The 23,717-nt window shown below is 62.9% G+C and carries 24 protein-coding genes; 12 read left to right on the top strand and 12 right to left on the bottom strand.

Features of this window, described 5'->3' with window-relative positions:
• Positions 1-88: 88 nt before the first annotated feature.
• Entirely contained in the window at positions 89-1,426 is a 1,338-nt protein-coding gene (locus J3P88_RS04410) for an MFS transporter (RefSeq protein ID WP_434574194.1), read from the top strand.
• A gap of 220 nt (positions 1,427-1,646) precedes the next feature.
• On the opposite strand, the gene J3P88_RS04405 is transcribed toward J3P88_RS04410, so the two are convergent.
• Positions 1,647-2,525 (bottom strand): DMT family transporter, encoded by an 879-nt coding sequence (locus tag J3P88_RS04405; RefSeq protein ID WP_434574192.1) that lies wholly within the window; start codon positions 2,523-2,525, stop codon positions 1,647-1,649.
• A 252-nt stretch (positions 2,526-2,777) separates the two neighbouring features.
• Here J3P88_RS04405 and ypfJ point away from each other — a divergent pair, with 252 nt between their 5' ends.
• Both ypfJ and J3P88_RS04395 read left to right on the top strand, forming a co-directional pair.
• Positions 2,778-3,662 carry a KPN_02809 family neutral zinc metallopeptidase gene (ypfJ, locus tag J3P88_RS04400; RefSeq protein ID WP_411385696.1) on the top strand — a complete coding sequence of 295 codons (885 nt, stop codon included), beginning with the start codon at positions 2,778-2,780 and terminating at the stop codon, positions 3,660-3,662.
• On the top strand, positions 3,663-4,610 hold the full coding sequence (locus tag J3P88_RS04395; RefSeq protein ID WP_434574190.1) for an alpha/beta hydrolase: 948 nt from the start codon (positions 3,663-3,665) through the stop codon (positions 4,608-4,610). It begins immediately after the preceding gene.
• Positions 4,611-4,753: 143 nt separating this feature from the next.
• Here J3P88_RS04395 and J3P88_RS04390 read toward each other — a convergent pair whose 3' ends face one another.
• The 3 genes from J3P88_RS04390 to J3P88_RS04380 form a co-directional block, all read right to left on the bottom strand.
• Complete coding sequence (locus J3P88_RS04390) at positions 4,754-5,347, bottom strand: HAD family hydrolase (RefSeq protein ID WP_434574188.1); 594 nt, start codon at positions 5,345-5,347, stop codon at positions 4,754-4,756.
• A complete protein-coding gene (gene tesB, locus J3P88_RS04385; protein ID WP_039594097.1) occupies positions 5,344-6,213 on the bottom strand; it encodes an acyl-CoA thioesterase II in 870 nt (289 codons plus the stop codon). Before tesB ends, J3P88_RS04390 begins: the two co-directional genes overlap by 4 nt.
• Before the next feature lie 105 nt (positions 6,214-6,318).
• Complete coding sequence (locus J3P88_RS04380) at positions 6,319-6,888, bottom strand: GNAT family N-acetyltransferase (RefSeq protein WP_434574185.1); 570 nt, start codon at positions 6,886-6,888, stop codon at positions 6,319-6,321.
• A 73-nt stretch (positions 6,889-6,961) separates the two neighbouring features.
• Between J3P88_RS04380 and J3P88_RS04375 the strand changes: the two genes are divergently transcribed.
• Together J3P88_RS04375 and J3P88_RS04370 are read left to right on the top strand one after the other, a co-directional pair.
• Positions 6,962-7,882: a histone deacetylase family protein gene (locus J3P88_RS04375; RefSeq protein ID WP_186706540.1), complete on the top strand. Its 921-nt coding sequence runs from the start codon at positions 6,962-6,964 to the stop codon at positions 7,880-7,882.
• Between the two features lie 279 nt (positions 7,883-8,161).
• Entirely contained in the window at positions 8,162-9,403 is a 1,242-nt protein-coding gene (locus J3P88_RS04370) for a TIGR03862 family flavoprotein (protein WP_434574183.1), read from the top strand.
• Between the two features lie 111 nt (positions 9,404-9,514).
• Here J3P88_RS04370 and J3P88_RS04365 read toward each other — a convergent pair whose 3' ends face one another.
• Both J3P88_RS04365 and yedA read right to left on the bottom strand, forming a co-directional pair.
• Entirely contained in the window at positions 9,515-10,852 is a 1,338-nt protein-coding gene (locus J3P88_RS04365) for a DEAD/DEAH box helicase (protein ID WP_434574181.1), read from the bottom strand.
• Between the two features lie 58 nt (positions 10,853-10,910).
• A complete protein-coding gene (yedA, locus tag J3P88_RS04360) occupies positions 10,911-11,813 on the bottom strand; it encodes a drug/metabolite exporter YedA (RefSeq protein WP_434574179.1) in 903 nt (300 codons plus the stop codon).
• 161 nt (positions 11,814-11,974) lie between these two features.
• Here yedA and J3P88_RS04355 point away from each other — a divergent pair, with 161 nt between their 5' ends.
• Complete coding sequence (locus J3P88_RS04355) at positions 11,975-12,427, top strand: Lrp/AsnC family transcriptional regulator (RefSeq protein WP_053125600.1); 453 nt, start codon at positions 11,975-11,977, stop codon at positions 12,425-12,427.
• Positions 12,428-12,555: 128 nt separating this feature from the next.
• Here the strand turns inward: J3P88_RS04355 and J3P88_RS04350 are convergent, their stop codons facing one another.
• The 3 genes from J3P88_RS04350 to J3P88_RS04340 all read right to left on the bottom strand — a co-directional run bounded on the left by J3P88_RS04350 (position 12,556) and on the right by J3P88_RS04340 (position 14,546).
• Positions 12,556-13,167: a 3'-5' exonuclease gene (locus J3P88_RS04350; protein ID WP_434574176.1), complete on the bottom strand. Its 612-nt coding sequence runs from the start codon at positions 13,165-13,167 to the stop codon at positions 12,556-12,558.
• Between the two features lie 21 nt (positions 13,168-13,188).
• The gene (locus tag J3P88_RS04345; RefSeq protein ID WP_053125603.1) at positions 13,189-13,668 is read right to left on the bottom strand and encodes an NYN domain-containing protein; all 480 of its coding nucleotides are present in this window, start codon (positions 13,666-13,668) and stop codon (positions 13,189-13,191) included.
• A 128-nt stretch (positions 13,669-13,796) separates the two neighbouring features.
• Positions 13,797-14,546, bottom strand: coding sequence for a DUF2076 domain-containing protein (locus J3P88_RS04340; RefSeq protein ID WP_434574174.1), 750 nt, complete (start codon positions 14,544-14,546; stop codon positions 13,797-13,799).
• A gap of 176 nt (positions 14,547-14,722) precedes the next feature.
• Between J3P88_RS04340 and J3P88_RS04335 the strand changes: the two genes are divergently transcribed.
• Both J3P88_RS04335 and J3P88_RS04330 read left to right on the top strand, forming a co-directional pair.
• The gene (locus J3P88_RS04335) at positions 14,723-15,382 is read left to right on the top strand and encodes a YciC family protein (RefSeq protein WP_186706546.1); all 660 of its coding nucleotides are present in this window, start codon (positions 14,723-14,725) and stop codon (positions 15,380-15,382) included.
• Positions 15,379-16,458 carry an endonuclease/exonuclease/phosphatase family protein gene (locus J3P88_RS04330; RefSeq protein WP_434574172.1) on the top strand — a complete coding sequence of 360 codons (1,080 nt, stop codon included), beginning with the start codon at positions 15,379-15,381 and terminating at the stop codon, positions 16,456-16,458. Before J3P88_RS04335 ends, J3P88_RS04330 begins: the two co-directional genes overlap by 4 nt.
• A 134-nt stretch (positions 16,459-16,592) precedes the next feature.
• Here the strand turns inward: J3P88_RS04330 and hrpB are convergent, their stop codons facing one another.
• Positions 16,593-19,109 (bottom strand): ATP-dependent helicase HrpB, encoded by a 2,517-nt coding sequence (gene hrpB, locus J3P88_RS04325; RefSeq protein WP_434574171.1) that lies wholly within the window; start codon positions 19,107-19,109, stop codon positions 16,593-16,595.
• A gap of 95 nt (positions 19,110-19,204) precedes the next feature.
• Here hrpB and J3P88_RS04320 point away from each other — a divergent pair, with 95 nt between their 5' ends.
• Both J3P88_RS04320 and J3P88_RS04315 read left to right on the top strand, forming a co-directional pair.
• Positions 19,205-19,624: a hypothetical protein gene (locus tag J3P88_RS04320; protein ID WP_053125612.1), complete on the top strand. Its 420-nt coding sequence runs from the start codon at positions 19,205-19,207 to the stop codon at positions 19,622-19,624.
• A gap of 28 nt (positions 19,625-19,652) precedes the next feature.
• On the top strand, positions 19,653-20,546 hold the full coding sequence (locus J3P88_RS04315) for a cation diffusion facilitator family transporter (protein ID WP_186706549.1): 894 nt from the start codon (positions 19,653-19,655) through the stop codon (positions 20,544-20,546).
• A 145-nt stretch (positions 20,547-20,691) separates the two neighbouring features.
• On the opposite strand, the gene J3P88_RS04310 is transcribed toward J3P88_RS04315, so the two are convergent.
• Positions 20,692-21,699: a DUF6515 family protein gene (locus J3P88_RS04310; RefSeq protein ID WP_434574168.1), complete on the bottom strand. Its 1,008-nt coding sequence runs from the start codon at positions 21,697-21,699 to the stop codon at positions 20,692-20,694.
• A 414-nt stretch (positions 21,700-22,113) separates the two neighbouring features.
• Here J3P88_RS04310 and J3P88_RS04305 point away from each other — a divergent pair, with 414 nt between their 5' ends.
• Positions 22,114-22,593: an Lrp/AsnC family transcriptional regulator gene (locus J3P88_RS04305; RefSeq protein WP_003185723.1), complete on the top strand. Its 480-nt coding sequence runs from the start codon at positions 22,114-22,116 to the stop codon at positions 22,591-22,593.
• A gap of 250 nt (positions 22,594-22,843) precedes the next feature.
• The gene (locus J3P88_RS04300; RefSeq protein WP_003228500.1) at positions 22,844-23,053 is read left to right on the top strand and encodes a DUF2788 domain-containing protein; all 210 of its coding nucleotides are present in this window, start codon (positions 22,844-22,846) and stop codon (positions 23,051-23,053) included.
• Here J3P88_RS04300 and J3P88_RS04295 read toward each other — a convergent pair.
• Entirely contained in the window at positions 23,048-23,614 is a 567-nt protein-coding gene (locus J3P88_RS04295) for a pseudouridine synthase (protein WP_207967024.1), read from the bottom strand. The genes J3P88_RS04300 and J3P88_RS04295 overlap by 6 nt on opposite strands.
• Positions 23,615-23,717: the final 103 nt, after the last annotated feature.

Genomic DNA, 23,717 nt, shown 5'->3' with positions numbered 1-23,717 from the left:
TCGCTTCCACATTGACACCGGCTCTGATCGCCAATCTCGATGGACAGACCCAGACCAACCATAAGAATTTCAAAAACGGGTACACGCTATGATTCCCTCCCAAAGTTCCCGCCTGGCCCCTGGCCTGGGTGCCTCCACCGGCAGCGTCGGTGACAAGATCCGCGGCGCCATGGCCGTGGGCAAGACCCGTTGGGGCATGCTCGCCCTGGTGTTTTTCGCCACCACCCTGAACTACATCGACCGCGCCGCCCTGGGCGTCATGCAGCCGATCCTGGCCAAGGAAATGAGCTGGACGGCGATGGATTACGCCAACATCAACTTCTGGTTCCAGGTCGGGTATGCCATCGGCTTCGTGTTGCAGGGGCGACTGATCGACCGGATCGGCGTCAAGCGCGTGTTCTTCTGCGCCGTGCTGCTCTGGAGCCTGGCAACCGGCGCCCACGGTCTGGCCACGTCGGCAGTGGGCTTCATGGTTTGCCGTTTCATTCTCGGCCTTACCGAAGCCGCCAACTACCCGGCCTGCGTGAAGACCACCCGGCTGTGGTTTCCGGCGGGCGAACGGGCGGTCGCCACCGGTATTTTCAACGCCGGAACCAACGTCGGTGCGATGTTCACGCCGATGCTCCTGCCACTGGTCCTGCACGTATGGGGCTGGCAGGCGGCGTTCCTGTGCATGGCCGCGCTGGGCGGGATCTGGCTGCTGTTCTGGGGCCTGAAGTACTTCAACCCAGAAGACCATCCCACCGTCAAACAGTCGGAGCTGGACTACATCCAGGCCCAGGACGAACCGGACCCGATCCGCATACCGTTCTCGCGCATCCTGCGCATGCGCGGCACGTGGGCGTTCGCCCTGGCCTACTCGATCACCGCGCCGGTGTTCTGGTTCTACCTCTATTGGTTGCCGCCGTTCCTGAACCAGCAATACAACCTGGGCATCAACGTGACCCAGATGGGCATCCCGCTGATCATCATCTACCTCACCGCCGACTTCGGCAGCGTCGGCGGCGGGATCCTGTCGTCGTTCCTGATCGGCCGCGGCCTCGACCCGATCAAGGCGCGCCTGGTGTCCATGCTGCTGTTCGCCTGCTGCATCATCGGCGTGATCATGGCCGCGGGTTCCAGCAGCCTGTGGATGGCGGTGTTCGCCATTTCCCTGGCCATCGGCGCGCACCAGGCCTGGACCGCCAACATCTGGAGCCTGGTGATGGACTACACGCCCAAGCACATGATGAGCACGGTGTTCGGCTTCGGCGGCATGTGCGCGGCCATCGGCGGGATGTTCATGACCCAACTGGTGGGCCACATTCTCACGATCACCAATAACAATTACACGGTGCTGTTCACCTTGATTCCGGCGATGTACTTCATTGCCCTGACCTGGCTGTACTTCATGGCGCCGCGCAAGGTGCCTACGCTGGAAAACTGACTGTCCACACGCTAACGGGCAGCGATTCACCTGTGGCGAGGGAGCTTGCTCCCGCTCGATTGCGCAGCAATCGCATAAAAGCGAGGGCCGCTTCGCAGCCCAGCGGGAGCAAGCTCCCTCGCCACTGGGGGCTGTACTAGCCCACAGAGGACTGTGCTGGCCACAGGGGCTGTGCTAGCCCAGAGAGTGCTGTGCTAGCCACAAAAGGGTTTGTTAGCGGTTACGCCCGCCGCTGTTGCCACGCCGCCGCCAACCCACTCAAGCAGATCAAGACGATGCCCACCACGGTGGTCAGCGTCGGCGTGTGGTTGAACAACAACCAGCCCAGCAGGCCGGCAAACACGATCTGGCAATACCCGAACGGCGCGAGCAGCGCCGGGGCGGCAAAGCGGAAGGCCTGGGTCAGCATCAGGTGCGCCGTCATCCCGCAGGCCCCCAGTGCCAACATCATCGCCCCGTGCGTCAGGCTCGGCACTTGCCAGAAGAACGGCACCAGTGCGCTCATCACCAACGTGTTGCACAGGCCGGCGAAGAAATTGCTGGTGGTCGGGCTGTCGATCTCGCTGAGCTTGCGCGTGAGCAGTTGGTAGAAGCAGAAAAACAGTGCCGAACAGAACGGTAACAGCACCGCCGGGGTGAACAGATCGCCGCCGGGATGGACGATGATCAACACCCCGATGAAACCGAAGATCACCGCGATCCATTGACCGCGCGTCACCCGTTCGCCCAGCAATGGCACCGACAGCGCGGTCACCAGCACGGGCGCGAGGAAGTTGACCGCCGTCGCCTCCGCCAGAGGTATGAACATCAACGCGGTGGTGAAAAACAGACTGGTGCCCAGCAGGCACAACGCCCGGGCCAACTGCCACAACGGGCGCTTGGTACGCAGTACCCGTAGCCCCGAGCGTGGAAGGAAAATACCCGCCATCAACAACGTGTGCACCACGTAACGCGCCCAGACCACCATGACGATCGGATAAAAACCGGACAGGTATTTGGACAACGCGTCATGACTGGAGAACAGGAACGTTGCGACCAGAATAAGCACGATGCCCTTGAAAGCCTGATTGACGCCGGAGAGCGGTGTGCTGACGGTCATGAGGGAAACCTGCGTTGCTTGATATAAGGGCCGTGACGCACGATGCAGTTGTTGGGCCAGCGAGCATGCCGATAAGTTCTGAATCGGCAGTGTAATGAAAATTCCGGCGCCAGGCAGGATCGGCACTTCGATGAACCAAAACCCGTGTCCGTTGCCTGACAGCACAAGCGCGGCGCGCACCTTGGGCGCCTAAAAGCTAGACTCACCGCCACAGCAGTCATTTCTCGCAGCGTCATTTAGAGGATCTCCCACATGTTATGGAAAAAAGGTCGCCGCAGTGACAACGTGGTGGACGCCCGTGGTGATGGTGGGGGCGGTGGCGGAATGCGTTTTGGCGGCGGCAAGGGATTGAGCCTGACGGCCATTCTCCTGATCGTCGGCATCGGCTGGATCACCGGCCAGGACCCGATGCAGATTCTCGGGCAACTGGCCGGGCAGATGGACCAGTCCGCACCCGCCACGTCACAAACCCGCCAGGCGCCACCGGCCAACGACGAACAGGCCGAGTTCGTGCGCTCGATCCTCGGCGATACCGAAGACACCTGGGGCCAAGTCTTCCAGCAGGCCGGACGCCAGTACCAGCAGCCCAAACTGGTGTTGTTCAGCGGCCGGGTCAATTCGGCCTGCGGCCTGGCCTCTTCGGCGACCGGGCCGTTCTATTGCCCGGCGGACCGGCAGGTCTACCTGGACATGAGTTTCTTCAAGGAAATGTCCCAACGCTTTGCCGCCGCCGGCGACTTTGCCCAGGCCTACGTCATTGCCCACGAAGTCGGCCACCATGTGCAGACGCTGCTCGGCGTGTCGGCGAAAATTCAGGAAGCACGCCAGCAAGGCCGGCAGATGGAAGGCGACGGTGGCTTGTTGGTGCGCCAGGAGTTGCAGGCCGATTGCCTGGCCGGGGTCTGGGCCAACCATGCGCAGAAACGCCTGAACTGGCTGGAGCCGGGCGACATCGAAGAGGCCTTGACCGCCGCCAATGCCATCGGTGACGACCGCTTGCAGCAGCAAGGCCAGGGCCGCGTGGTGCCGGACTCCTTCACCCACGGTACATCGGCGCAGCGGGTGCGTTGGTTCAAGACCGGCTTCGCCCAGGGCCAGGTCAGTCAGTGCGACACCTTCGCGGCGAAAACCCTGTAGATGAAGGGGTGGGCGTTGATCGGGCTGGTGCTGTGCTGCGCCGCTGCCCAGGCCGATGAACACGGCGTCAACGTGATCGCCCAGGGACGCCTGCAACTCAAGGGCGGTGCCATGGCCGTCGCCGTCAGCCCGCCCCCGGCGTCCATTCAACGCGTGCTGATCATCCTTCATGGTCGGCTGCGCAACGCCGACACCTACCTGCACAGCGCCGAAAAGGCGGCCGAACAGGCCGGGCAACAGGGCACGACGCTGGTCATCGCCCCACAATTCCTCAACGAGCAGGACGTAGCTCGCCACACGTTGCCCAATGATCTACTGCGCTGGCAGGGCAATGACTGGATGGCCGGAGGCCTGTCCACGGGGCCCAACCCGGTCAGCTCCTTCCAAGTCCTCGACGACATCGTCGCGCGGGTCAGTGACCGGCAGCAATTTCCCGAAGTAAAGGACATCGTCATCGCCGGTCATTCCGGCGGCGCCCAGGTCGTGCAGCGCTATGCCCTGCTCGCCCAAGGCCAATACCGGATCAACCCGCACTTCGTCATCGCCAACCCCTCGTCTTATGCCTATTTCGATGCGCAACGGCCCATGGCCTTCGACGCCGCCAGTTGCCCGGGCTTCAACCGCTGGAAATACGGCCTGCAGGACCTGCCCGCCTATGCCGCTGGGCGAACGCCCGCCCAGCTGGAGGAAAACTACGTCAAGCGCGATATCGTTTATCTGCTCGGGCAGCAGGACATCGACCCGGAGCATCCGGCGTTGGACAAGGGTTGTGAAGCACAGACCCAGGGGGCGTATCGGTTACTGCGTGGGCATTTCTTTTTCGACTACCTGACCCGGCGCCATCCCGAGGGGCTGAACCAGCGGCTGATCGAGGTGCCCGGGGTCGGGCACGATGGGGATGGGATGTTCAATTCGCCGGAGGGGCTGAGGGTGTTGTTTGGGCAGTGAGCCTCGTTGCGACTGGGGAGGCCCTTTCGCGAGCAAGCCCGCTCCCACAGGGGATCTCTGTCGATTACAAAATCCATATCCACCGCAGATCCATTGTGGGAGCGGGCTTGCTCGCGAAAGCGATTAACCCGTTCACACAAATCTCAAGCCGACAACATCCGCCGCAACTCAAGGCAATCCCGCGCATGCCAATCCGTCAGCTCCGGCCATGGATTGTCCGGCAAATTCACCAGCACCGTCCGTGCCCCCGCCGCACGTCCGCAATCCAGGTCGAAGCGGTAGTCGCCCACCATCACCATCGTGTCGGGCGCCACGTTCCAGGCCTCGGCCAGTTTCAACAGGCCACCGGGATGCGGCTTGGGCGGTGCTTCGTCGCGACCCAGCACATCGTCTACCGCGAAACAGTCCGCCAGGCCGATGGCCTCCAGGGTCACGTGGGCCAGCTCACGGGCGTTGCGGGTCAGGATCCCCAGGCGATAGCCGCGCCCGGCCAGCTCGCGCACCAATTCGACCGCGCCCGGCGCAGGCTTGGAGCCCAGCGCCAGGTCCCGCTCGTGTTCCAGCAACCAGGCATGCTTGGCCGCGGCCTCCTCAGCGGGCAAACCTGCCAGGTGAGTGAGAATGTCTTCTTCGGCCGGAATCGCCAGGGCCACGCGGATCGCCGCGAAATCATGCACGGCGATGGTCAGCGTGCCATCCATGTCGAACACCCAGTGACGAACCTCGGCCAGGCTCATGCCCAGTCCTTGCGGTGGCGAATCAGGCCTTCCTGGGTGACCGACGCCACCAGTTGCCCAGCGCGATTGAACACGCTGCCACGGGAGAAACCACGGGAATTGCCGGCCCACGGGCTGTCCATGGCGTAGAGCAACCAGTCATCGGCGCGCAGGTCAGCGTGGAACCACAACGCGTGATCGAGGCTGGCGACCTGCATGTCCTTCTGCCACACCGATTTGCCGTGGGGCAACATCGAGGTGGTCAGCAGGCCGAAGTCCGACGCGTAGGCCAGCAGGTATTTGTGCAGGGCCGGGATGTCGGCCAAGGCGCCATCGGCACGGAACCACACGTATTTCACCGGGTCGGCCGGTTGCGGGTTGTACGGATCTTTTTCGGTGACCGGGCGGACTTCGATCGGCTTGGGGCACAGCAGTTTTTCACGCATGTGCTCGGGCAGCAGGTGCGCGCGCTGCTGGGTCAGCTCCAGCTCGGACGGCAGGTTCTCCGGGCCGACGACTTGCGGCATGGTGCTCTGGTGCTCGAAACCCTGCTCGTCATACTGGAACGAGGCGCTGCAGGTGAAGATCGGGTTGCCCTTCTGGATCGCCGTCACTCGGCGGGTGCTGAAACTGCCACCGTCACGCACCCGGTCCACCTGGTAGACCACCGGCAGCGCGGCATCGCCTGGACGCAGGAAATAACCGTGCATCGAATGCACATGGCGCGCCTCTTCCACGGTCTGGCTGGCCGCTGACAACGACTGGCCCAGTACCTGGCCGCCGAATAGCTGGCGAAACCCCAAGTCCTGGCTGCGACCGCGAAACAGGTTCTCTTCGATCGGTTCCAGGGTCAGCAGGTCGACCAGATCTTCCAACACGTGGCTCATTCAGACTTTCCTCACACAGCGCAAAAACCGCGCAGTCTACGCTGCGGCGGTGGATCGATTGTTGGCCCAGGCCATTCTGGCGGGCATTGTAAACGTCCGTGTCGGCTAACCGTGAAGGGTCTGCAACCATTGCTCACGATTGATGCGATAAAGCACATGGTGACGCAATGGATGATCGACCGCGAGTTTTGGGTGTTCAAAGTCGTCGGTAGGATCATGCCGCATGCCGATGGCCTGCATGACTTTCTGCGACGGCAGGTTATCCACAGCGGTAAACGCCACCACTTCATCCAGCCCCAGGCGGTCGAAGGCACAGCGCAGCGCGGTCCACGCCGCTTCGCTGGCATAGCCGAGCCCCCAATGCTCGCGCGCCAGGCGCCAGCCGATTTCCACCGCTGGCGTGAACGGCGCGTCGAACCCGACCACGCCCAGCCCGGTAAAGCCAATGAAAGCCCCGGTGTCCTTGCGCTCCAACGCCCACAAGCCAAAACCATGCTCGGCAAAATGCCCGCGCACACGGCCGATCAACGCTGCGCTTTCCAGGCGACTCAAGGGTGCCGGAAAATAACGCATCACTTGCGGATCGGCAGACATGGCCGCAAACGCCGGCAAATCATCGTCGCGCCACTGCCGCAATATCAGCCGTGCGCTTTCCAGTTCCAGTATCGGCTCCATCTTCACTCCCCTCCATGCCCTCAGAGTCTACATCGCTGGTAGGATTCGTGGCTCAATCACCACTGAAAACACCATGCCGCTACCGCTGATCTATCACGAAGACTACAGCCCCGAATTCCCGGCGGAACACCGCTTCCCCATGGACAAGTTTCGCCTGTTGCGCGACCACCTGGTGGAGAGCGGCCTGACCCGCGATGCGGACCTGTTGCGCCCCTCACTGTGTCCGCCGGACATTCTCGCCCTGGCTCACGACCGAGCGTATATCGAGCGCTACATGGGCGGCGAGCTGTCCCGTGAAGACCAACGGCGACTGGGCCTGCCCTGGAGCGAGGCCCTGGCCCGCCGGACGGTGCGCGCCGTCGGCGGTTCGCTCCTGGCCGCCGAGCAAGCCCTCGCACACGGCCTGGCCTGTCATCTGGCCGGCGGTACCCACCACGCCCACTACGACCACCCGGCCGGGTTCTGCATTTTCAACGACCTGGCGGTGATCAGCCGTTATTTCCTGGCCAGCGGCCGGGTGTCGCGGGTGCTGATTTTCGATTGCGATGTGCATCAGGGCGACGGCACCGCTCGAATACTCCATGACACCCCGGACGCCGTGACAGTTTCCTTGCACTGCGAAAAGAATTTTCCCGCACGCAAGGCGCAAAGTGACTGGGACATCCCGCTGCCGATGGGCATGGGCGACGCCGCTTACCTGAACGTGGTGGACGATGCGCTCAACTACCTGCTGCCGCTCTATCAACCGGACCTGGTGCTGTATGACGCCGGCGTCGATGTGCACAAGGATGACGCCCTCGGTTACCTGAAGCTGACGGACGAAGGCCTCGCCGCCCGGGACGAGAGCGTCATGCGCCATTGCCTGGGGCGCGACATCCCGGTGGTTGGAGTGATCGGCGGTGGCTACAGCAAGGATCGCCAGGCCCTGGCCCGCCGCCACGGGATCCTGCACCACAGCGCACAAAGGGTCTGGACGTCATCAGGTTGTCACTGAAACCTGGGCTTTACCCACAATGCCTGTGGAGCGGCTTGTGGATAACCTGAGCGAAACGGCCTACAGGCTATGTTGCCTATGGCTTGCAGAGGCTTGGCTGTTTTTTGATCAGAGTTCTCAAGAACACCTGCATTCCCTTGTGGGAGCGGGCTTGCTCGCGAAGGCGGTGCGCCAGTCGATATTTATGTCACTGGCACACCGCATTCGCGAGCAAGCCCGCTCCCACAGGAATGTGTGCTGGTAGAATGCCTCGCCAATTCCAGCCCCGCAGCCCAGATCATGACCTCGACCGCCAAGCCCTCCCCCCCAAACATCGCCATCATCGGCGGCGGCCCCGCCGGCCTGATGGCGGCCGAGGTGTTGAGCCAGGCCGGCTTGCAGGTCGATCTGTACGACGGCATGCCATCGGTAGGCCGCAAATTCCTGCTGGCCGGCGTGGGCGGCATGAACATCACCCACTCCGAAGCCTTCCCGGCCTTCCTGTCCCGCTACGCCGAACGCGCGCCCAACCTCGCGCCACTGCTGCGAACGTTCGGGGCGGACGCGTTGTGCACCTGGATCCACGGGCTGGGCATCGACACCTTTGTCGGCAGCTCCGGGCGGGTATTTCCCACCGACATGAAGGCCGCGCCGCTATTGCGCGCCTGGCTCAAGCGCCTGCGCGATGCAGGCGTGGTGATCCACACCCGTCATCGCTGGCTCGGCTGGAACCCCGACGGCAGCTTGCGCATCGCCTCGCCGGAAGGCGAAAAAACCTTGCGCCCCCAGGCGACCTTGCTGGCGTTGGGCGGCGGCAGTTGGTCGCGCCTGGGCTCCGATGGCGCCTGGATGCTACCGCTGGAACAACGCGGCGTGGCGCTGGCGCCGTTGCAACCAAGCAACTGCGGGTTCGAGGTCGAGGCCTGGAGCGACTTGATGATCAGCAAATTCGCCGGCGCCCCGCTGAAAAACATCGCCATGGGCCTGAACGACGATGTGCCGCGCCTCGGCGAATGCGTGATCACCGTCACCGGCCTCGAAGGTAGCCTGGTCTATGCCCTGTCGGCGCCCATTCGTGAAGCCATCAACCAGCATGGCCACGCGACTATTCATCTGGACCTATTGCCGGGCCGGCCTGTGGATAAAATCCTCCAGGCCTTGAACAAACCGCGCGGCTCACGCTCGATGGCCAAGCATTTGCACAGCCAGTTGGGGATCGACGGCGTCAAGGCGGCGCTGCTGCGCGAGCTCACGCCGGCCGAGTGTTTCACTGACCCGGCGCAACTGGCCCAGGCGATCAAGGCCCTGCCGGTCACCCTGGTGAAGCCTCGCCCCCTGGACGAAGCCATCAGCAGCGCCGGTGGCGTGACCTTCGAGGCCCTGGATGAACGCCTGATGCTCAAGCACCTGCCCGGCGTGTTCTGCGCCGGGGAAATGCTCGACTGGGAAGCGCCGACCGGCGGCTACCTGCTCACGGCGTGCTTTGCCAGCGGCCGGGCGGCGGGGTTGGGGATGGTGGAGTGGTTACAGCGACTGGATTGAAACCTAGGCGCGGCCATCGCGAGCAGGCTCGTTCCCACATTGACGGCGTACACCTATCAACTGTGGGAGCGAGCCTGCTCGCGATAGCGGTTTATCAGATAGAGCAGACCATCAAGGCTTACGCTTACGCGGCCCAGTATTGAACACCGGCACTTTTCGCACAGGCTTGACCGAAGGTTCCACAGGCGCAGCGTCGCCACTGTCCACCCACTTACCCAGGTTGCGCTTGCCGCCACCCCCGGAGGTTTTCGGTTTCTTCGGCTTTTTCGGCTTCTTGATCACTTGGCCGCTGGCATCGGTGTCCGGCACCCGATGCTCAGGCTCGAAGTCCTGTTCCATCTGGCGAGCCAGCGTCTGGCGGGTCAACATCTCGATGGCCGACAGCAAATTCACCTCGTCAGCGCAGACCAGGGAAATCGCCTGCCCGGTGGCGCCCGCCCGACCGGTACGGCCGATACGGTGGATGTAATCTTCGGCGACGATCGGCAGGTCGAAGTTCACCACCAACGGCAAATCCTCGATGTCCAAGCCACGAGCAGCGACGTCGGTGGCGACCAGGATCTGCACTTCGCTGGCCTTGAAGCGGTCAAGCGCCCGCTGGCGGGTGGCCTGGGGTTTGTCCCCGTGGATGCCGTCGGCGTTGACGCCCAGGCCTTGGAGTTTTTCCACCAGCGCATCGACGCCGTTGCGGGTCTTGGCGAAGACCAGCACCTGCTTCCACTTATTCTTGCGCATCAGGTGCACGAACAGTTCCGCCTTGCGCTTCTTGTCCACCGTCACCACCCATTGCTTGACGGTGTTGGCGGCGACGTTGCGCGGGCTCACTTCGATGCTCAGCGGATCGTTGAGCATCTGCCCGGCCAACAGGCGGATCGCATCGGAAAAGGTCGCCGAGAACAACAGAGTCTGGCGTTTCTTCGGCAGCGCCTTGTAGATATTCGCCAGTTCCTCGGAGAAGCCCAGGTCGAGCATGCGGTCGGCTTCGTCCAGTACCAGGGTCTGCAACTGGTTGAACTTCAGCGCGTTCTGGCGGAACAGATCGAGCAAGCGACCCGGCGTGGCAACCAGCAGGTCGACACCCTTGCGCAACTTCATCATCTGCGGGTTGATGCTGACGCCGCCGTAGACCGCGTAGGTGCTCAGCGGCAGGTTCTGCGCGTACTGACGCACGCTTTCATGGACCTGCTCAGCCAGTTCACGGGTCGGCACCAGGATCAGCGCCCGCACCGAGTTGGCCGCGACCTTCGGCCCTTCAGTGGTCAGCAACTGCAACAGCGGCACCGCAAAACCGGCGGTCTTGCCGGTGCCGGTCTGGGCCGCGGCCATCAGGTCGCGACCGGCGAGCACCGCCGGCATGGCTTGGGCCTGAACCGGGGTCGGGGTCTGGTAGCCGAGCGTCTCGAGGGCGCGCAACAAGGGTTCGATCAGGCCAAGGGTGGCGAAAGTCATGGAAGTACCGTAGGAAAAATCAGCGCAAGGTGTGCAATGCGCGGCAGTTTACCCTAAATCAGGCGGCGGCCGGCGCAGGCTTGGGCTTGCGCCACTGCGGCAAGCCGATCAACACCACGGCACTGATGATCACCAACATCGCCAGGGCCTCCTCCATGCCGATGGTTTCACCGGCAAACACGATGCCCAACAGCACCGCCACGGCCGGGTTGACGTAGGCATAACTGGTGGCCGCCGCCGGGCGCACATGCTTGAGCAGGTACATGTAGGCGTTGAAGGCGATGATCGAACCGAAGCCGATCAGGTAGAACAAGGCCAACCAACCTTCCAGCGGCGGCATGCTGTCCAGGTGTTCGCCGCTGGCGAAGCTGCCGATCAACAGCACCACACCGCCCACCAGCATTTCCACGGCACTGGCCATCGCCCCGGCCGGTAACGGCAAATGTTTGCTCAGCACCGAGCCAAAGGCCCAGGACGCCGCCGCGAACACCAGTAAGGTCGCGCCCAACGGGCTGGACTGCAGATTGGAACCGAGGTTGAGCATGGCGATGCCGATCAATCCCAGCACAATGCCCGCCCATTCCAGACGCGTATTACGCGCGCCCCAGAAATAGCCGCACAACAGGGTAAACAAAGGCACCGTCGCCACCGCCAATGCCGCGACCCCGGACGCCACGCCCGTGTGCTCGGCGACACTCACCGCGCCATTGCCAAAACTGAGCAGCAGCACGCCAATGATCGCCCCGGCCTTCCACTGCGCCCAGGTCGGTGCCGGCGCCCCACGCCAGCGCAGGAAGCCGTACATCAGCGAACCGGCCAGCACAAAACGAATCCCGGCCAGCAGCAACGGCGGCCAATGCTCTACACCGATACGAATCACCAGGTAGGTCGAACCCCAGATGATGTACAAGGCAAAGAAGGCAGCGATCAAGGGCAGGGGAAAACGGCGTGTGCCAGGCATGTTCAACTCGAAGTCAGGACAATGAGAGACGTTATTCTAGAAAGGCGACAGACGGAATTTAAGTTACAAAACCTGTTTATCCAAGCCATACACTTTTCAAAACACGGCGTTCGGCGCTATAAATCGCGCTTTCGAAAGTCACGTCATTTGGAAGCCTACCTGTGGATAAATACGACCGCATGCTGCTCAGTGCCTTGTTGGAAAACGGTCGTGCGTCCTACGCTGAACTGGCCCGCAAAGTGAACCTGTCAGCCCCGGCCGTGGCTGAGCGGGTCAGCAAACTGGAAACCAGCGGCGTCATCACCGGCTATCAAGCCAAGGTCGACATGGCCAAGATCGGCCTGCCAGTGCAATGCGTCATCGAACTGCGCATGAACCAGCACGGCAACCAGAAGACCTACGATGAACTGTGCAAGATCCCACAACTGACCGAATGCCACCGGGTCACCGGGGATCCATGCGTGATCATGCAAGCGGCAGTCGGCTCGATGCCCGAGTTGGAAGAATTGATCAACCGCATCGCCAAGTTCGGCTTCAGCAAGACCTCGATCGTGCTGTCCAGCGCCATTGAAAAGCGCGTGCCGTTGGGGCAGTTGGAAGGGAATGGCAAATAGACGGCCCAACACAAATCAAAACTGTGGGAGCGGGCTTGCTCGCGAATGCGGTGTGTCAGTACGTAAACATGCGACTGACACACCGCATTCGCGAGCAAGCCCGCTCCCACAAGGGTTTTGTGGTGTGCTTAGAACCCGCGATGCCGCTTGAGGTGCTCGCTGATCTTCGCCGCCGGCACCTTCTGCAAACTGCACAGCAGATCATGGGACAACGCCCGCAGCCCATGCTTTTGCCGCAGCTCCGAAGCCAGGTGCGCGGTGAGGTTGGCGGCCATTTCGGCGTCGGCCATGGCCCGGTGAGCCTGGCCGGTGTGGGGCAAGCCGGCAAACACGTTGAGTGTGCCGAGCTTGTGGTTCGGCGCCGCCGGCATCAAGCGCCGGGCCAGCAACAGTGAGCAGGCAAAATTCTGCAAGCGGGTGCGCTTGATGCGTCCCAGTTCGAAATCCCAGAACTTCTGGTCGAACGCAGCGTTGTGGGCCAGCAGCGGCGTGGTGCCGACAAACTCGTTGACCTCGTTCATGACCTGTTCCGCCGACGGTGCGCTGCGCAACATGGCGTTGCTGATGCCGGTCAGTTGTTCGATGAAGGCTGGGACGCGTACACCGGCATTCATCAGGCTCTGGTAGCGGTCGACGATCCGGCCTTGTTCGAGCATCACCACTGCGATTTCAGTGGCCCGGCAGCTGCTGCTCGGGGTGATGCCGGTGGTTTCAAAGTCGATGACTGCGATGCGTTCCAAACCTTTTGAACTCCGTGAAAATCAATTCTTGAGCAACAACGCGCCTTCGATGGGCACATAGCGACTGGCGGCGCGGATCAGCGAGTTGGCGGTCAACCCCGGCACGCCATAGGCCACGGCCTGGATGCCGTGCTTGTTGATGATGCGTTCGAGCAGCATGTCGAAATCGCCATCGCCGGAGGCCAGCACCACTTCATCGACGTGGTCGGCGGCGTCCATGATGTCCAGCGTGATGCCCACGTCCCAGTCGCCCTTGGCCGAGCCGTCGCTGCGCTGGATGTAGGGCTTGAGCTTCACGATGAAACCCAGGTTGCGCAGGATCTGCTGGAACTGCTGCTGCTTGCTGTCACCGCGATCGATCGCATAGGCGTAGGCCTCGACGATCTGCCCCTGTTTGCTGACATCGGCCCACAGCGCGGCATAGTTGAAATGGCAACCATAAGCCTGGCGCACGGTGTAGTAGAGGTTCTGGACATCGGCGAACACTGCAATTTTTTTCACCGCGTTTCCTCTTGGATGCACACGCAGGCAGACCACCAGGGCCGAAAAGTCGCCCAGTATGCCAGCCAGAGGGATTGTTCCGCGAATAATCGGCCCGAGGCGCCTGGGCGCCCCGGACGAATGGCAGCTCAGACGAAGGAGTCGTCGTCGCCGAAGGAAGATGAATCGTCGCTGTAGTCCGCGTCGCTGAACCCGCCCGGGTCGTTACCGTAGGCGTCGTTATCGGCCATACGCTGGTCATCGCCCCAACCGCTGTCTGTGGTGTCGCTGACCGGTTGCGCCGGTTCTTCCTTGAGGATCTCGACGATTTCCTGCGGTTGCTGGTTGCTGTGGAACAGGCTGCTGATGCCCTGGGCCAGCATCACGCCACCGGCCACGCCCGCCGCGGTTTTCAGCGCGCCGCCGAGGAAGCTGCCCGCTGCCGGCGCCTGCTGCTGCGGCGCGCCATAATTGCCGGACGGCGCGCCGAAACCCTGTTGCGCCGGGGCATTGAAGGACGACGGTGCCGGTTCGCGCCAACCACCACCGCTGGAGGCCGGTGCGCTCGCCGGGCGCGAGTCCCGTGGGCTACCGCCGAAAATACTCGAGAGGAAACCACCGCCACCGCTGGACGCCGGCACTTGCCTGCGAGCCTGTTGCAGCTCGGCCTGCAACTGCTCGACCTGCTGGGAGAGCTGCCTGTTCTGCTCATCGAGGCGCTTGATCGCGGCCTCCTGCACCAGGATCGCCTGGGCCATGAAATAGCCCGCCGCTGGCTGGCTCGCCAGGTGCTCCTTGATCCGCGCCTCGGCCTGGGCATCGCGCGGGGCTGAATCCTTTTCGGCCTGTTGCAGCCGTGAAAACAGTCCATCGATCAGGGTTTGTTCTTCGCTGTTCATGGCGACCTCATTCGATTGCCGGGTAGAAACCATTCCGATCCCGAAGACCGGTGCCCATCAGTAATGGGGCGCGTCGAAAAGCTTTCAATGGTCTTTACCTGATGTTTACGTTTGTTTCTGCGGTCACCTGATGGGTAAAGTGTCGGACCGCTTTTTTTGAACTGCGATACCGACCCATGAATCCGTTAGAAGTACTGCGTGACTCCTTGTATTTTTTCAAGCGCCATCTGGGCCGGATCGCCCAGTTGTGCCTGCCGCTGGTGATACTTGAAGCCGTGCTGCAACAAGGGGTGGACAACGCCCTGGGGGCCGACGGTTTTTCCGGCTACAGCGTAATCGTTGGGTTATTGGTTTATCCGCTGTACACCGCGGCGCTGATTCTGTTCCTCGATGCCCGCAGCCGTGGTGAAGCGCCACGCACGCGAGACCTGCTTGCCGCCGCCCTGCTCCAGTGGCCGCGCTTTGCCTTGCTGACCGCTCTCAACACGTTGCTGATTCTGATCGGCATTTCCTTGTACTTCCTGCCTGGGCTGTGGCTGATGGTCGTCCTGGCCTTCGGTGAATACCTGTTGGTGTTGAAAGGCCTGGCGCCACTGGCCGCCATGAAGGAAAGCGCGCGCCTGAGTCGAGGCCATTTCTGGCGAATCCTGCTCTGCATCCTGGCCGTCATGGTCCCGCTGTGGTTGCTCAAGGGTGCCAGCGTCTCGGTGTATCCGCCGCCGCAGAATCCGTTGATCAGCTTGTTGGTCGACAGCCTCCACAGTTTCCTGCAGTTGTTCACCACCGTGGTGTTGTTCCGAATGTTCATGCTGATTGCAGAAAAACCCAAGCCATGACCCGTCTACTGCGCCACGCCTTGCTGGGCCTGCTGTTGATTGTCGGCATCGGTGCCTTTGCAACCTATGGCCTGACCTGGCGCCCCCAGGCCCGGGAAGCACTGCCCGTCAGTTGCACGGCCAACGCAGCAGCGCTGGTGCCCGGCCAGGCCTTGAAGGTGATGACCTGGAACGTCCAGTTCCTCGCCGGCAAGCGCTACGTGTTCTGGCACGACCTGGCCCAGGGCGACGATGAAAGCCCGACCTTGGAGGACATGGCCTTCAGCCTCGACGAAGTGGCCCGGGTCATTCGCGACGAACAACCGGACATCGTCTTGCTCCAGGAACTGGACAAGGGCGCCAAGGCCAGCGATTACCAGGACCAGCTCAAGCTGCTACAGGAACGCCTGGCCGACCTCTATCCGTGCGGCACCAGCGCCTTCGACTGGAAAGCCGACTTCATCCCCAACCCGCGCATCTTCGGCAGTGTCGGCCGGCAACTGGCGACCCTGAGTCGCTACCGCATCGACCATGCCGAACGGGTGCAACTGCCGGTGGCCGACGCCAACTTCATCAGCCGTCAGTTCCAGCCAAAAAACGCTTTGTTGGTGAGTTATCTGGCGCTGAGCGACGGCGGCCAACTGGCGGTGCTCAACACCCATCTGGAACGGGCCACCGAGCCGGACGACACCCTGCCCAAGCAAATCGCCGCCGTCACCAAGGCAGTGGATAAATTCGAATCCGCGGGCACGCCCTGGCTGATCGGTGGCGATTTCAACCTGCTGCCCCTGGGCCAGTACCGGCGCCTGCCGTCCGAGCAACGCACGCCCTACGCCGCCGACAGCCCGCTGCACCTGCTGTGGGACAAATACCCGATGATCCCCACCAACAACGAAGCCAGCGGCATCGACCGCGAACATTGGCTGACCCACTACCCGAACGACCCCGGCCTCAACGGCCCCGACCGCACCGTCGACTACCTGTTCTACAGCCCGCACATCAAACGGGTCCAGGCCCAGGTAAGGCAGGACGACACCTTGCGCATCTCCGATCACTTGCCGGTGATCGCGCGGTTCCTGTTGCCGGCGATGCCGTGATTTGAGCCCCATCACCGAACAACTGTGGGAGCGGGCTTGCTCGCGAATACGGTGGGTCAGTTACATAAATTATTGACTGACACTCCGCATTCGCGAGCAAGCCCGCTCCCACAAAGGTTTTGTCTCGGCCCCAATTACTTACGCGGCTTGACCCGCGCCGTCGCCTCGGCCACCAGCGGGTCGTCCGGCCAGTAATGCTTGGGATAACGCCCCTTGAGGTCCTTCTTCACCTCGGCATAGGTGCTGCGCCAGAAGTTCGCCAAATCCTGGGTCACCTGCACCGGCCGCCGCGCTGGCGACAGCAGGTGCAACTTGACCACCTGCCGGCCGCCGGCAATGCGCGGGGTGTCGGCCAGGCCGAAGAGTTCCTGCAGGCGCACCGCGAGGATCGGTGGATGCTCGCTGTAGTCCAGGCGGATCGACGAGCCCGAGGGCACGTTCAAATGGTGCGGCGCCAGTTCATCCAAGCGTTGCGGCAGGGGCCAGGGCAACAGGTTGTGAACGAAGCTCGACACGTCCAGGTTGGCGAAATGGCTGAGGCGCGAGACGCGGCCCAGATACGGCATCAACCAATGCTCGAGGCTGTCCAGCAAGGCGCCGTCGCTGACGTCTGGCCATTCGCTCTCGCCCTTGGCGTCCAGGTCCATGCGCCGCAGCAGCGCCACCCGCGCCTGCCATTGCCGCAGTTCCGGGGTCCAGGGCAATAATTCCAGGCCCTTGCGCCGCACCAGGTTCACCAAGGCCTGGCTACGGGCTGACTCATCCAGGCCGGTCAGCGGTTCGCGGCTGAGCACCAGCTCGCCGACCTTGCGCTGGCGCTCGGCCCGCAGCACGCCTTCGCGCTCGTCCCAATTCAGTTGGTCCACGGTGCGCACTTGCTCGGCCAGCACCGAATCGAACAGCGTCGGGTCGAAATCCGTCGCCAGATAGATTCGCTCTTCGCGCTGGCCCTGGCGACTGCCCAAATCGGCGATCACCAGCCACGCCTGTTTCATCAGGCTGTCGGCCTCGGCAAACAGCGCCGCACGACCATTGGCCAAACGATATTCCGCGCCGCCGGGCCGGCGCTGCTGGGCGACACGGTCCGGGTAGGCCAATGCCAGCAAGGCGCCGAGCCAGCGCGGATGATCGGGATCGGCCACGGCCTCTTCGGCCTTGCCCCGCAGGTAGCCGCGATACTGCCGAGCCAATTGCCGGGCCCGTTGCACCCCACCTTGGGCGCCCCGCGCGGCGCGTTCTTCGCCCGACAGCAAGGCCAGGCGACTGTGCAAGTCCGCGCCGGCACCACGGAGAATGTCGCGCTCGCCCAACAGTGCGGCGACATTGCAGGCCATGTCTGCCAGGCCCAGCGCCTGGCCGCGCAACAGCAGATGGGCGATACGCGGGTGGGCCGGCAGTTCGGCCATGGCCTGGCCGTGGCGGGTCAGTTGCTCACCCTCCAGCGCGCCCAGGCGTTGCAGCAGGTCTTGGGCCTGGGCATACGCAGCGGCAGGCGGAACGTCGAGCCAGACCAGTTGCTGCGGCGTCACGCCCCAGCGCCCCAGTTGCAGGGCCAACCCGGCCAGGTCCGCCGACAGAATCTCCGCGCTGCCGTAAGCGGCCAATTGTTCATGCTGATCTTCGGACCACAACCGGTAACACACACCCGGTTCCAGGCGCCCAGCACGACCGGCCCGCTGGGTGGCGCTGGCCCGGGAAATGCGCTGGGTGTCGAGACGGGTCATGCCGCTGCCCGGATCGAAACGCGGCACCCGGGCCAGTCCGGCGTCGATCACCACCCGCACGCCGTTGATGGTCAGGCTGGTCTCGGCGATGTTGGTGGCCAACACCACTTTGCGCTGGCCGGGGGGCGCCGGGTCGATGGCGGCGCGTTGGGCGGCGAGGTCCAGTTCGCCGTGCAACGGACAGAGCAACACATTGCCGCCCTCACCCAAGGCCTCGGCCAGTTGCTGATGCACCCGGCGAATCTCCGCCTGCCCGGGCAAGAACACCAGGACGCTGCCGGTTTCATCGTGCAGGGCGTCGAGCACGGTCTGCACCAGGCGCGGCTCGATGAACTCGCCGGGCTGGAACGGCCGGCCCCAGCGCACCGTCACCGCAAACATGCGGCCTTCGCTGCGCAGGATCGGCGCGTCGCCCAGCAACCCGGCCAGGCGCTCGCCTTCCAGGGTGGCGGACATCAACAGGATCTTCAGCGGCTGGTCGTCGCGAAACAACTCACGACCGTTGAGGCTCAGGGCCAGGGCCAGGTCGGCGTCGAGGCTGCGTTCATGGAATTCATCGAAAATCAGCAGCCCCACGCCTTCCAGCGCCGGGTCGTCCTGCAAGCGGCGGGTGAGAATGCCTTCGGTGACCACTTCGATGCGGGTCTTGGGCCCGACCTTGCTGTCGAGGCGAATCCGGTAGCCGACCGTCTCGCCGACCTTTTCCCCCAGCTCGCTGGCCAGCCGTTCGGCCGCCGCCCGTGCCGCCAGGCGCCGGGGTTCGAGCATCAGGATGGTCTGTCCGGCCAGCCACGGCTCGTTCAGCAAGGCCAGGGGAACACGGGTGGTTTTACCGGCACCGGGCGGCGCTTCGAGCACGGCTTCGTGGCGCAACGCCAAGGCTTGGCGCAGGGCGGGTAAAACTTCATCAATCGGCAAAGAAATCATGCTGGCTCCAAAACAGAGGGCCGAGTATAACGGCGAACTGTTTAGCGTGGTCTGGACTCCAACCAGCAACGCCTCTACCTGTTCAGGAGATTGCTATGCGTATTCCCTTTCGCGTGATCGGTGGCGTCCTGGTCGCCACCCTGCTGACCCAGATCAGCGCCTGTGGCTCGATCTTCTACCCGGACCGTCGCGGCCAGATCGACGGCAAGATCGACCCGGCCATCGCCGCCCTCGATGCCGTCGGCCTGCTGTTCTACATCATCCCTGGCCTGATCGCGTTCGCCGTGGACTTTGCCACCGGTGCCATTTATTTCGAACCGGGCCGCAGCGTCCAGATCGAGCCCGAGAAGCTCAAGCCGGCCATCAACCCCGATGGCACCGTCAATAACCAAAAACTGCAGGCGATCCTGGAACGCGAACTGGGCCGCAGCTTTCCGTTGGACGATCCGCGCCTGATCCAACACAAGGGCAGCGCACAACAACTGGCTGCCCTCGGTCTCAAACCGGCCGCATGACCGACGCGACTGAAGGAACGACCGCGCCATGACCACCAGCACCGAACACGCTCGCCTGTTGCGCCTGGCCACCCGGGCGTCGGTGGCCGTGGCACTGACATTGATTGTCGCCAAGGCCTTCGCCTGGTGGCTCAGCGGTTCGGTGAGCATGCTTGCCGGCCTGACCGACTCGGCGCTGGACGGCGTCACCTCGCTGCTCAATCTGCTGGCGGTGCATTACGCCTTGCGTCCCGCCGACGATGACCATCGCTACGGTCACGGCAAGGCCGAATCCCTGGCGGGCATGGCCCAGGCGCTGTTTATCGGCGGCAGTGCGGTACTGATCGCCTTGCAGGCCTTCGAACGCCTGAAGGAGCCGGTGCCGGTGGACGCGCCCTGGCTCAGCGTCGGTGTGATCGTGTTTTCCCTGGTGCTGACCTTGGCGCTGCTGGCGTTGCAGCATCGGGTCATCCGCGCCACCGGCTCCAACGCCGTGCGCGCCGACTCGCTGCACTATCGCTCGGACCTGTTGCTCAACGGCAGCATCCTGGTGGCGCTGGTACTGGCAGGGTTGGGCTGGTATCAACTCGACGCCTGGTTCGGCCTGGGGATCGCGGCGTACATCCTGTGGAGCGCCATCCAGATCGCCCGGGAAAGCTTCGCCGTGCTGATGGATGAAGAACTGCCGCCCGACGTCAGCCAGCGCATGCTGGAACTGGCCTGCGCGGTGCCCGGCGTGCTCGGCGCCCATGACCTGCGCACGCGGGTTTCCGGCAACCACTGGTTCGTGCAGTTGCACCTGGAGCTGCCGGGGGAACTGACCCTGTCAGTGGCCCACGGCATCAGCGACCAGGCCGCCGATGCGATCCACCGCGCTTATCCGAAAGCCGAAGTGCTGGTGCACGCCGATCCGTCGGAAGTGGTGAAGCGCGCCAGCGCCTGATGCTCGAGATTTGAACACACAACCTGTGGCGAGGGAGCTTGCTCCCGCTCGGTTGCGCAGCGACCGCAAGATCTTAGGGCCGCTGCGCAGCCCAGCGGGAGCAAGCTCCCTCGCCACAGGGAGCTGTTTTTTCTATTTCGAGTAATCAGTACATCACCTGATACCCACGACTACTCAAGCAACTGCCTTGGGCCTGGCGATAGGTCTGCACCACTTCCGGTGTCGGTGGGTAGGTGTAGTTGCGCGGGTCGAAACCACTCTGCTGCACTGCCCAGCGATAGCAGTCGTAGCCATCCTGATTGACCTGTTCGGGCGGCTGGCCGTTGGCGGGATAGGCCACTACGTCGAAACTGTTGCCCTGGGGTTGCGGCTGCGGGTTGGCGGCCGGCGCATCGACCACGACGTAATCCTGGGTGTTGGCTTCGTAGATGTAATAAGCGCCGGCAGCGAGGAAGAACAGCGAGCTGCCGATCCACACTTCCCTGGCATAATCGGGCAAGTAACGGGTACGGATGCCACGCGGTGGCGCGACCACGACATAACGCGGCCCTTGCGGGCGATACCAGTAGCCGCCTGAGTAGAAATAATCCTGGCCGCGATAGGGCACACGGTAGTTGCGATCCGGGAAACGGTCGATCACATAACCCGGACGGTACTGCGGCCCAGGGCCCCAACCGTTGCCATGCCCACCCGGCCGACCGGGCCAAGGCTGATCGGGACGGCCGTCATGGTCGGGTCGCGGACCTGCGTTCGGATAACCATCATTGCGCCGTGGGATATCGCGATAGTAGCCCGGTTGCGGTTCACGGGTCTGGGTCACGCTGTCGGGCCGACCCTGGATCGGCAGGTGGTTGCCAGGTTGCGGCTGCGGCGGCCGCCCATGAACGTTAGGGTCCTGGGGAGGACGATCGTAGTGCTGTCCGCCTGGGTCATGCGGCTTGACCTCGAACTGACGACTGTTGTCGCCCCGAATGATCTCGTTGCCCTGCGGCCGTGGCTGGCCTGAGTAACCCTGGCCGTTGCCGCCACGACCGTCCTGCCCGCGACCGCCGTCCGGGCCGCCACGGTTTTGCTGATCGTCGGCCATTCCCTGCGCACTGACACTTGCCCACAACAGACCAACACCTGCCAAACGCCAGATGCGCGACTTCATGAAATTCCTCACAACGGTTCAAGGCCTGATGATAAGACTGAGAAAGCCCAGGCCGGTTCTGCGACAGATTATCAGCCACGGGGTTTATTTCGCAGGCATTAAAAAAGGGAGGCCCGTCGGCCTCCCCTTGAGAATTTCGTCCGTGCGCGACGCTTATGACGTCGGCTCACCTCACGCCGTCTTCTGGACGGTGTGCAGCTCGGGGGCCTGCCAGTACCGGTGGGTACTGCGGCCGCAGCCGGCCTGATTGGGCGGGCTGCACTGGACTGTTTGTCCGAGCAGTGATCTTGGTGGTAAGCATAAGCCTGGGGCGCCGATAGATGATTGCGAAGATTGCGGAAATAAACATCACTTGCGCAATTTTTAACCCCGGATAGATAATCCGCCGCAATTATCAAGATAAAGGCCCGACCGATGAGCAAACTCGACCGTTACGACCTGAGCATTCTGGCGGAACTGCAACGTGACGCGCGCATCTCCAACCAGGAACTGGCCGAACGCATCGGCCTGTCGCCCTCCCCCTGCTCACGGCGGGTCAAGCAGTTGGAGGATGACGGCTACATCACCCGCCAGGTCGCCCTGCTCGACCGCAAGCTGCTCGGCCTGAGCCTGACGGCTTATGTGCTGATCGGCATGGACCGCCACACTCCCGAGCGTTTCGAGAACTTCGAAGCCGCCATCCGCAACCTGCCACAAGTGCTGGAGTGCAGCCTGGTCACCGGCATGGACGCCGACTACCAACTCAAGGTCGTCGTGCCGGACATGGATCATTACCAGAAACTGCTGCTGGGGCACCTGACCCGGATCGATGGCGTTACCAGCGTGCGTTCGAGTTTTGTGCTGAACCAGGTGCTTAACAGCACTGAACTGCCGTTGACGCATCTGCGTAGCTGACCGCTTTCATGCTCTACACAGTTTTACTGTGGGAGCGGGCTTGCTCGCGAAGACGACAGCACATTCAACATTTTTGCTGATTGACAGACCGCTTTCGCGAGCAAGCCCGCTCCCACAGTCAATTTGGCACTGCTGAATCCGGGTTCACGATGAATAGCTGCGACACACCGCCGCAGGCCAATCCTCCACCCGCCCCCCATGCCTTATACTCGCCCCGCCTTTTCAATCCTGCCCACGCCGGAGTGTCCTGATGGATCCTGCTGTCTTCGAAGAGTGGATGATGACCGGCCTGGTCAGCATCCTGATCATTTTCATGGGTTTCATCGTCTGGGACCTGGCGAAGAAGTCCAAGGCCGGGCGTTTTGGCTCGTTCATCCTGTTTTTCGTGCTGGGCCTCGGCGTGGCGGCGTTCATCATCAAGAGCGTGGTGATCGGCCTGATCGAATCCGGCGCGTTATAAGCGCGCCGGGACTTCTTTCCACTGGCCCTGGTCGAGCCCTTCGAGTGTCCAGTCGCCAATCCTGACCCGCACCAGGCGCAGTGTCGGCAAGCCCACTGCGGCAGTCATCCGCCGCACTTGGCGATTGCGGCCTTCGCGGATCACCAATTCCAACCAACTCGTCGGCACGCTTTTACGAAAACGCACCGGCGGGTTGCGTGGCCACAATTGCGGTTCGTCCAATGGGCGCGCCTCGGCCGGTAACGTCATGCCGTCGTTCAACTCCACGCCATCACGCAAACGCTGCAACTGTTCAGCGCTCGGCTCACCCTCGACCTGCACCCAATAGGTCTTGGCCAATTTGTGCTTGGGGTCGGCAATACGCGCCTGCAACTGCCCATCGTTAGTCAGCAACAGCAAGCCTTCGCTGTCCCGGTCCAGGCGTCCGGCCGGGTAGATGCCCGGTATGTCGATAAAATCCTTGAGCGTCGCCCGCCCCTCACCGTCACTGAATTGCGTCAGCACATCGAAGGGTTTGTTGAACAGGATCAGCTTCGGCTCGGCCGGCGGAGCCTTGGCCACACGGCGCGGTGCGGCGATTGCAGGCTTCGTGCCAGGGCGACGGGAAGCAGGGCGTGGAGGACGGGGCATGGCAAATACAACATCTAACGGTCAGGGCCGACCA

It is taken from the genome of Pseudomonas sp. Z3-6 (genome assembly GCF_051131985.1).
Classification (GTDB): Bacteria; Pseudomonadota; Gammaproteobacteria; order Pseudomonadales; family Pseudomonadaceae; genus Aquipseudomonas; species Aquipseudomonas zanjanensis.
This window is presented reverse-complemented; position numbering and strand designations above follow the sequence as displayed.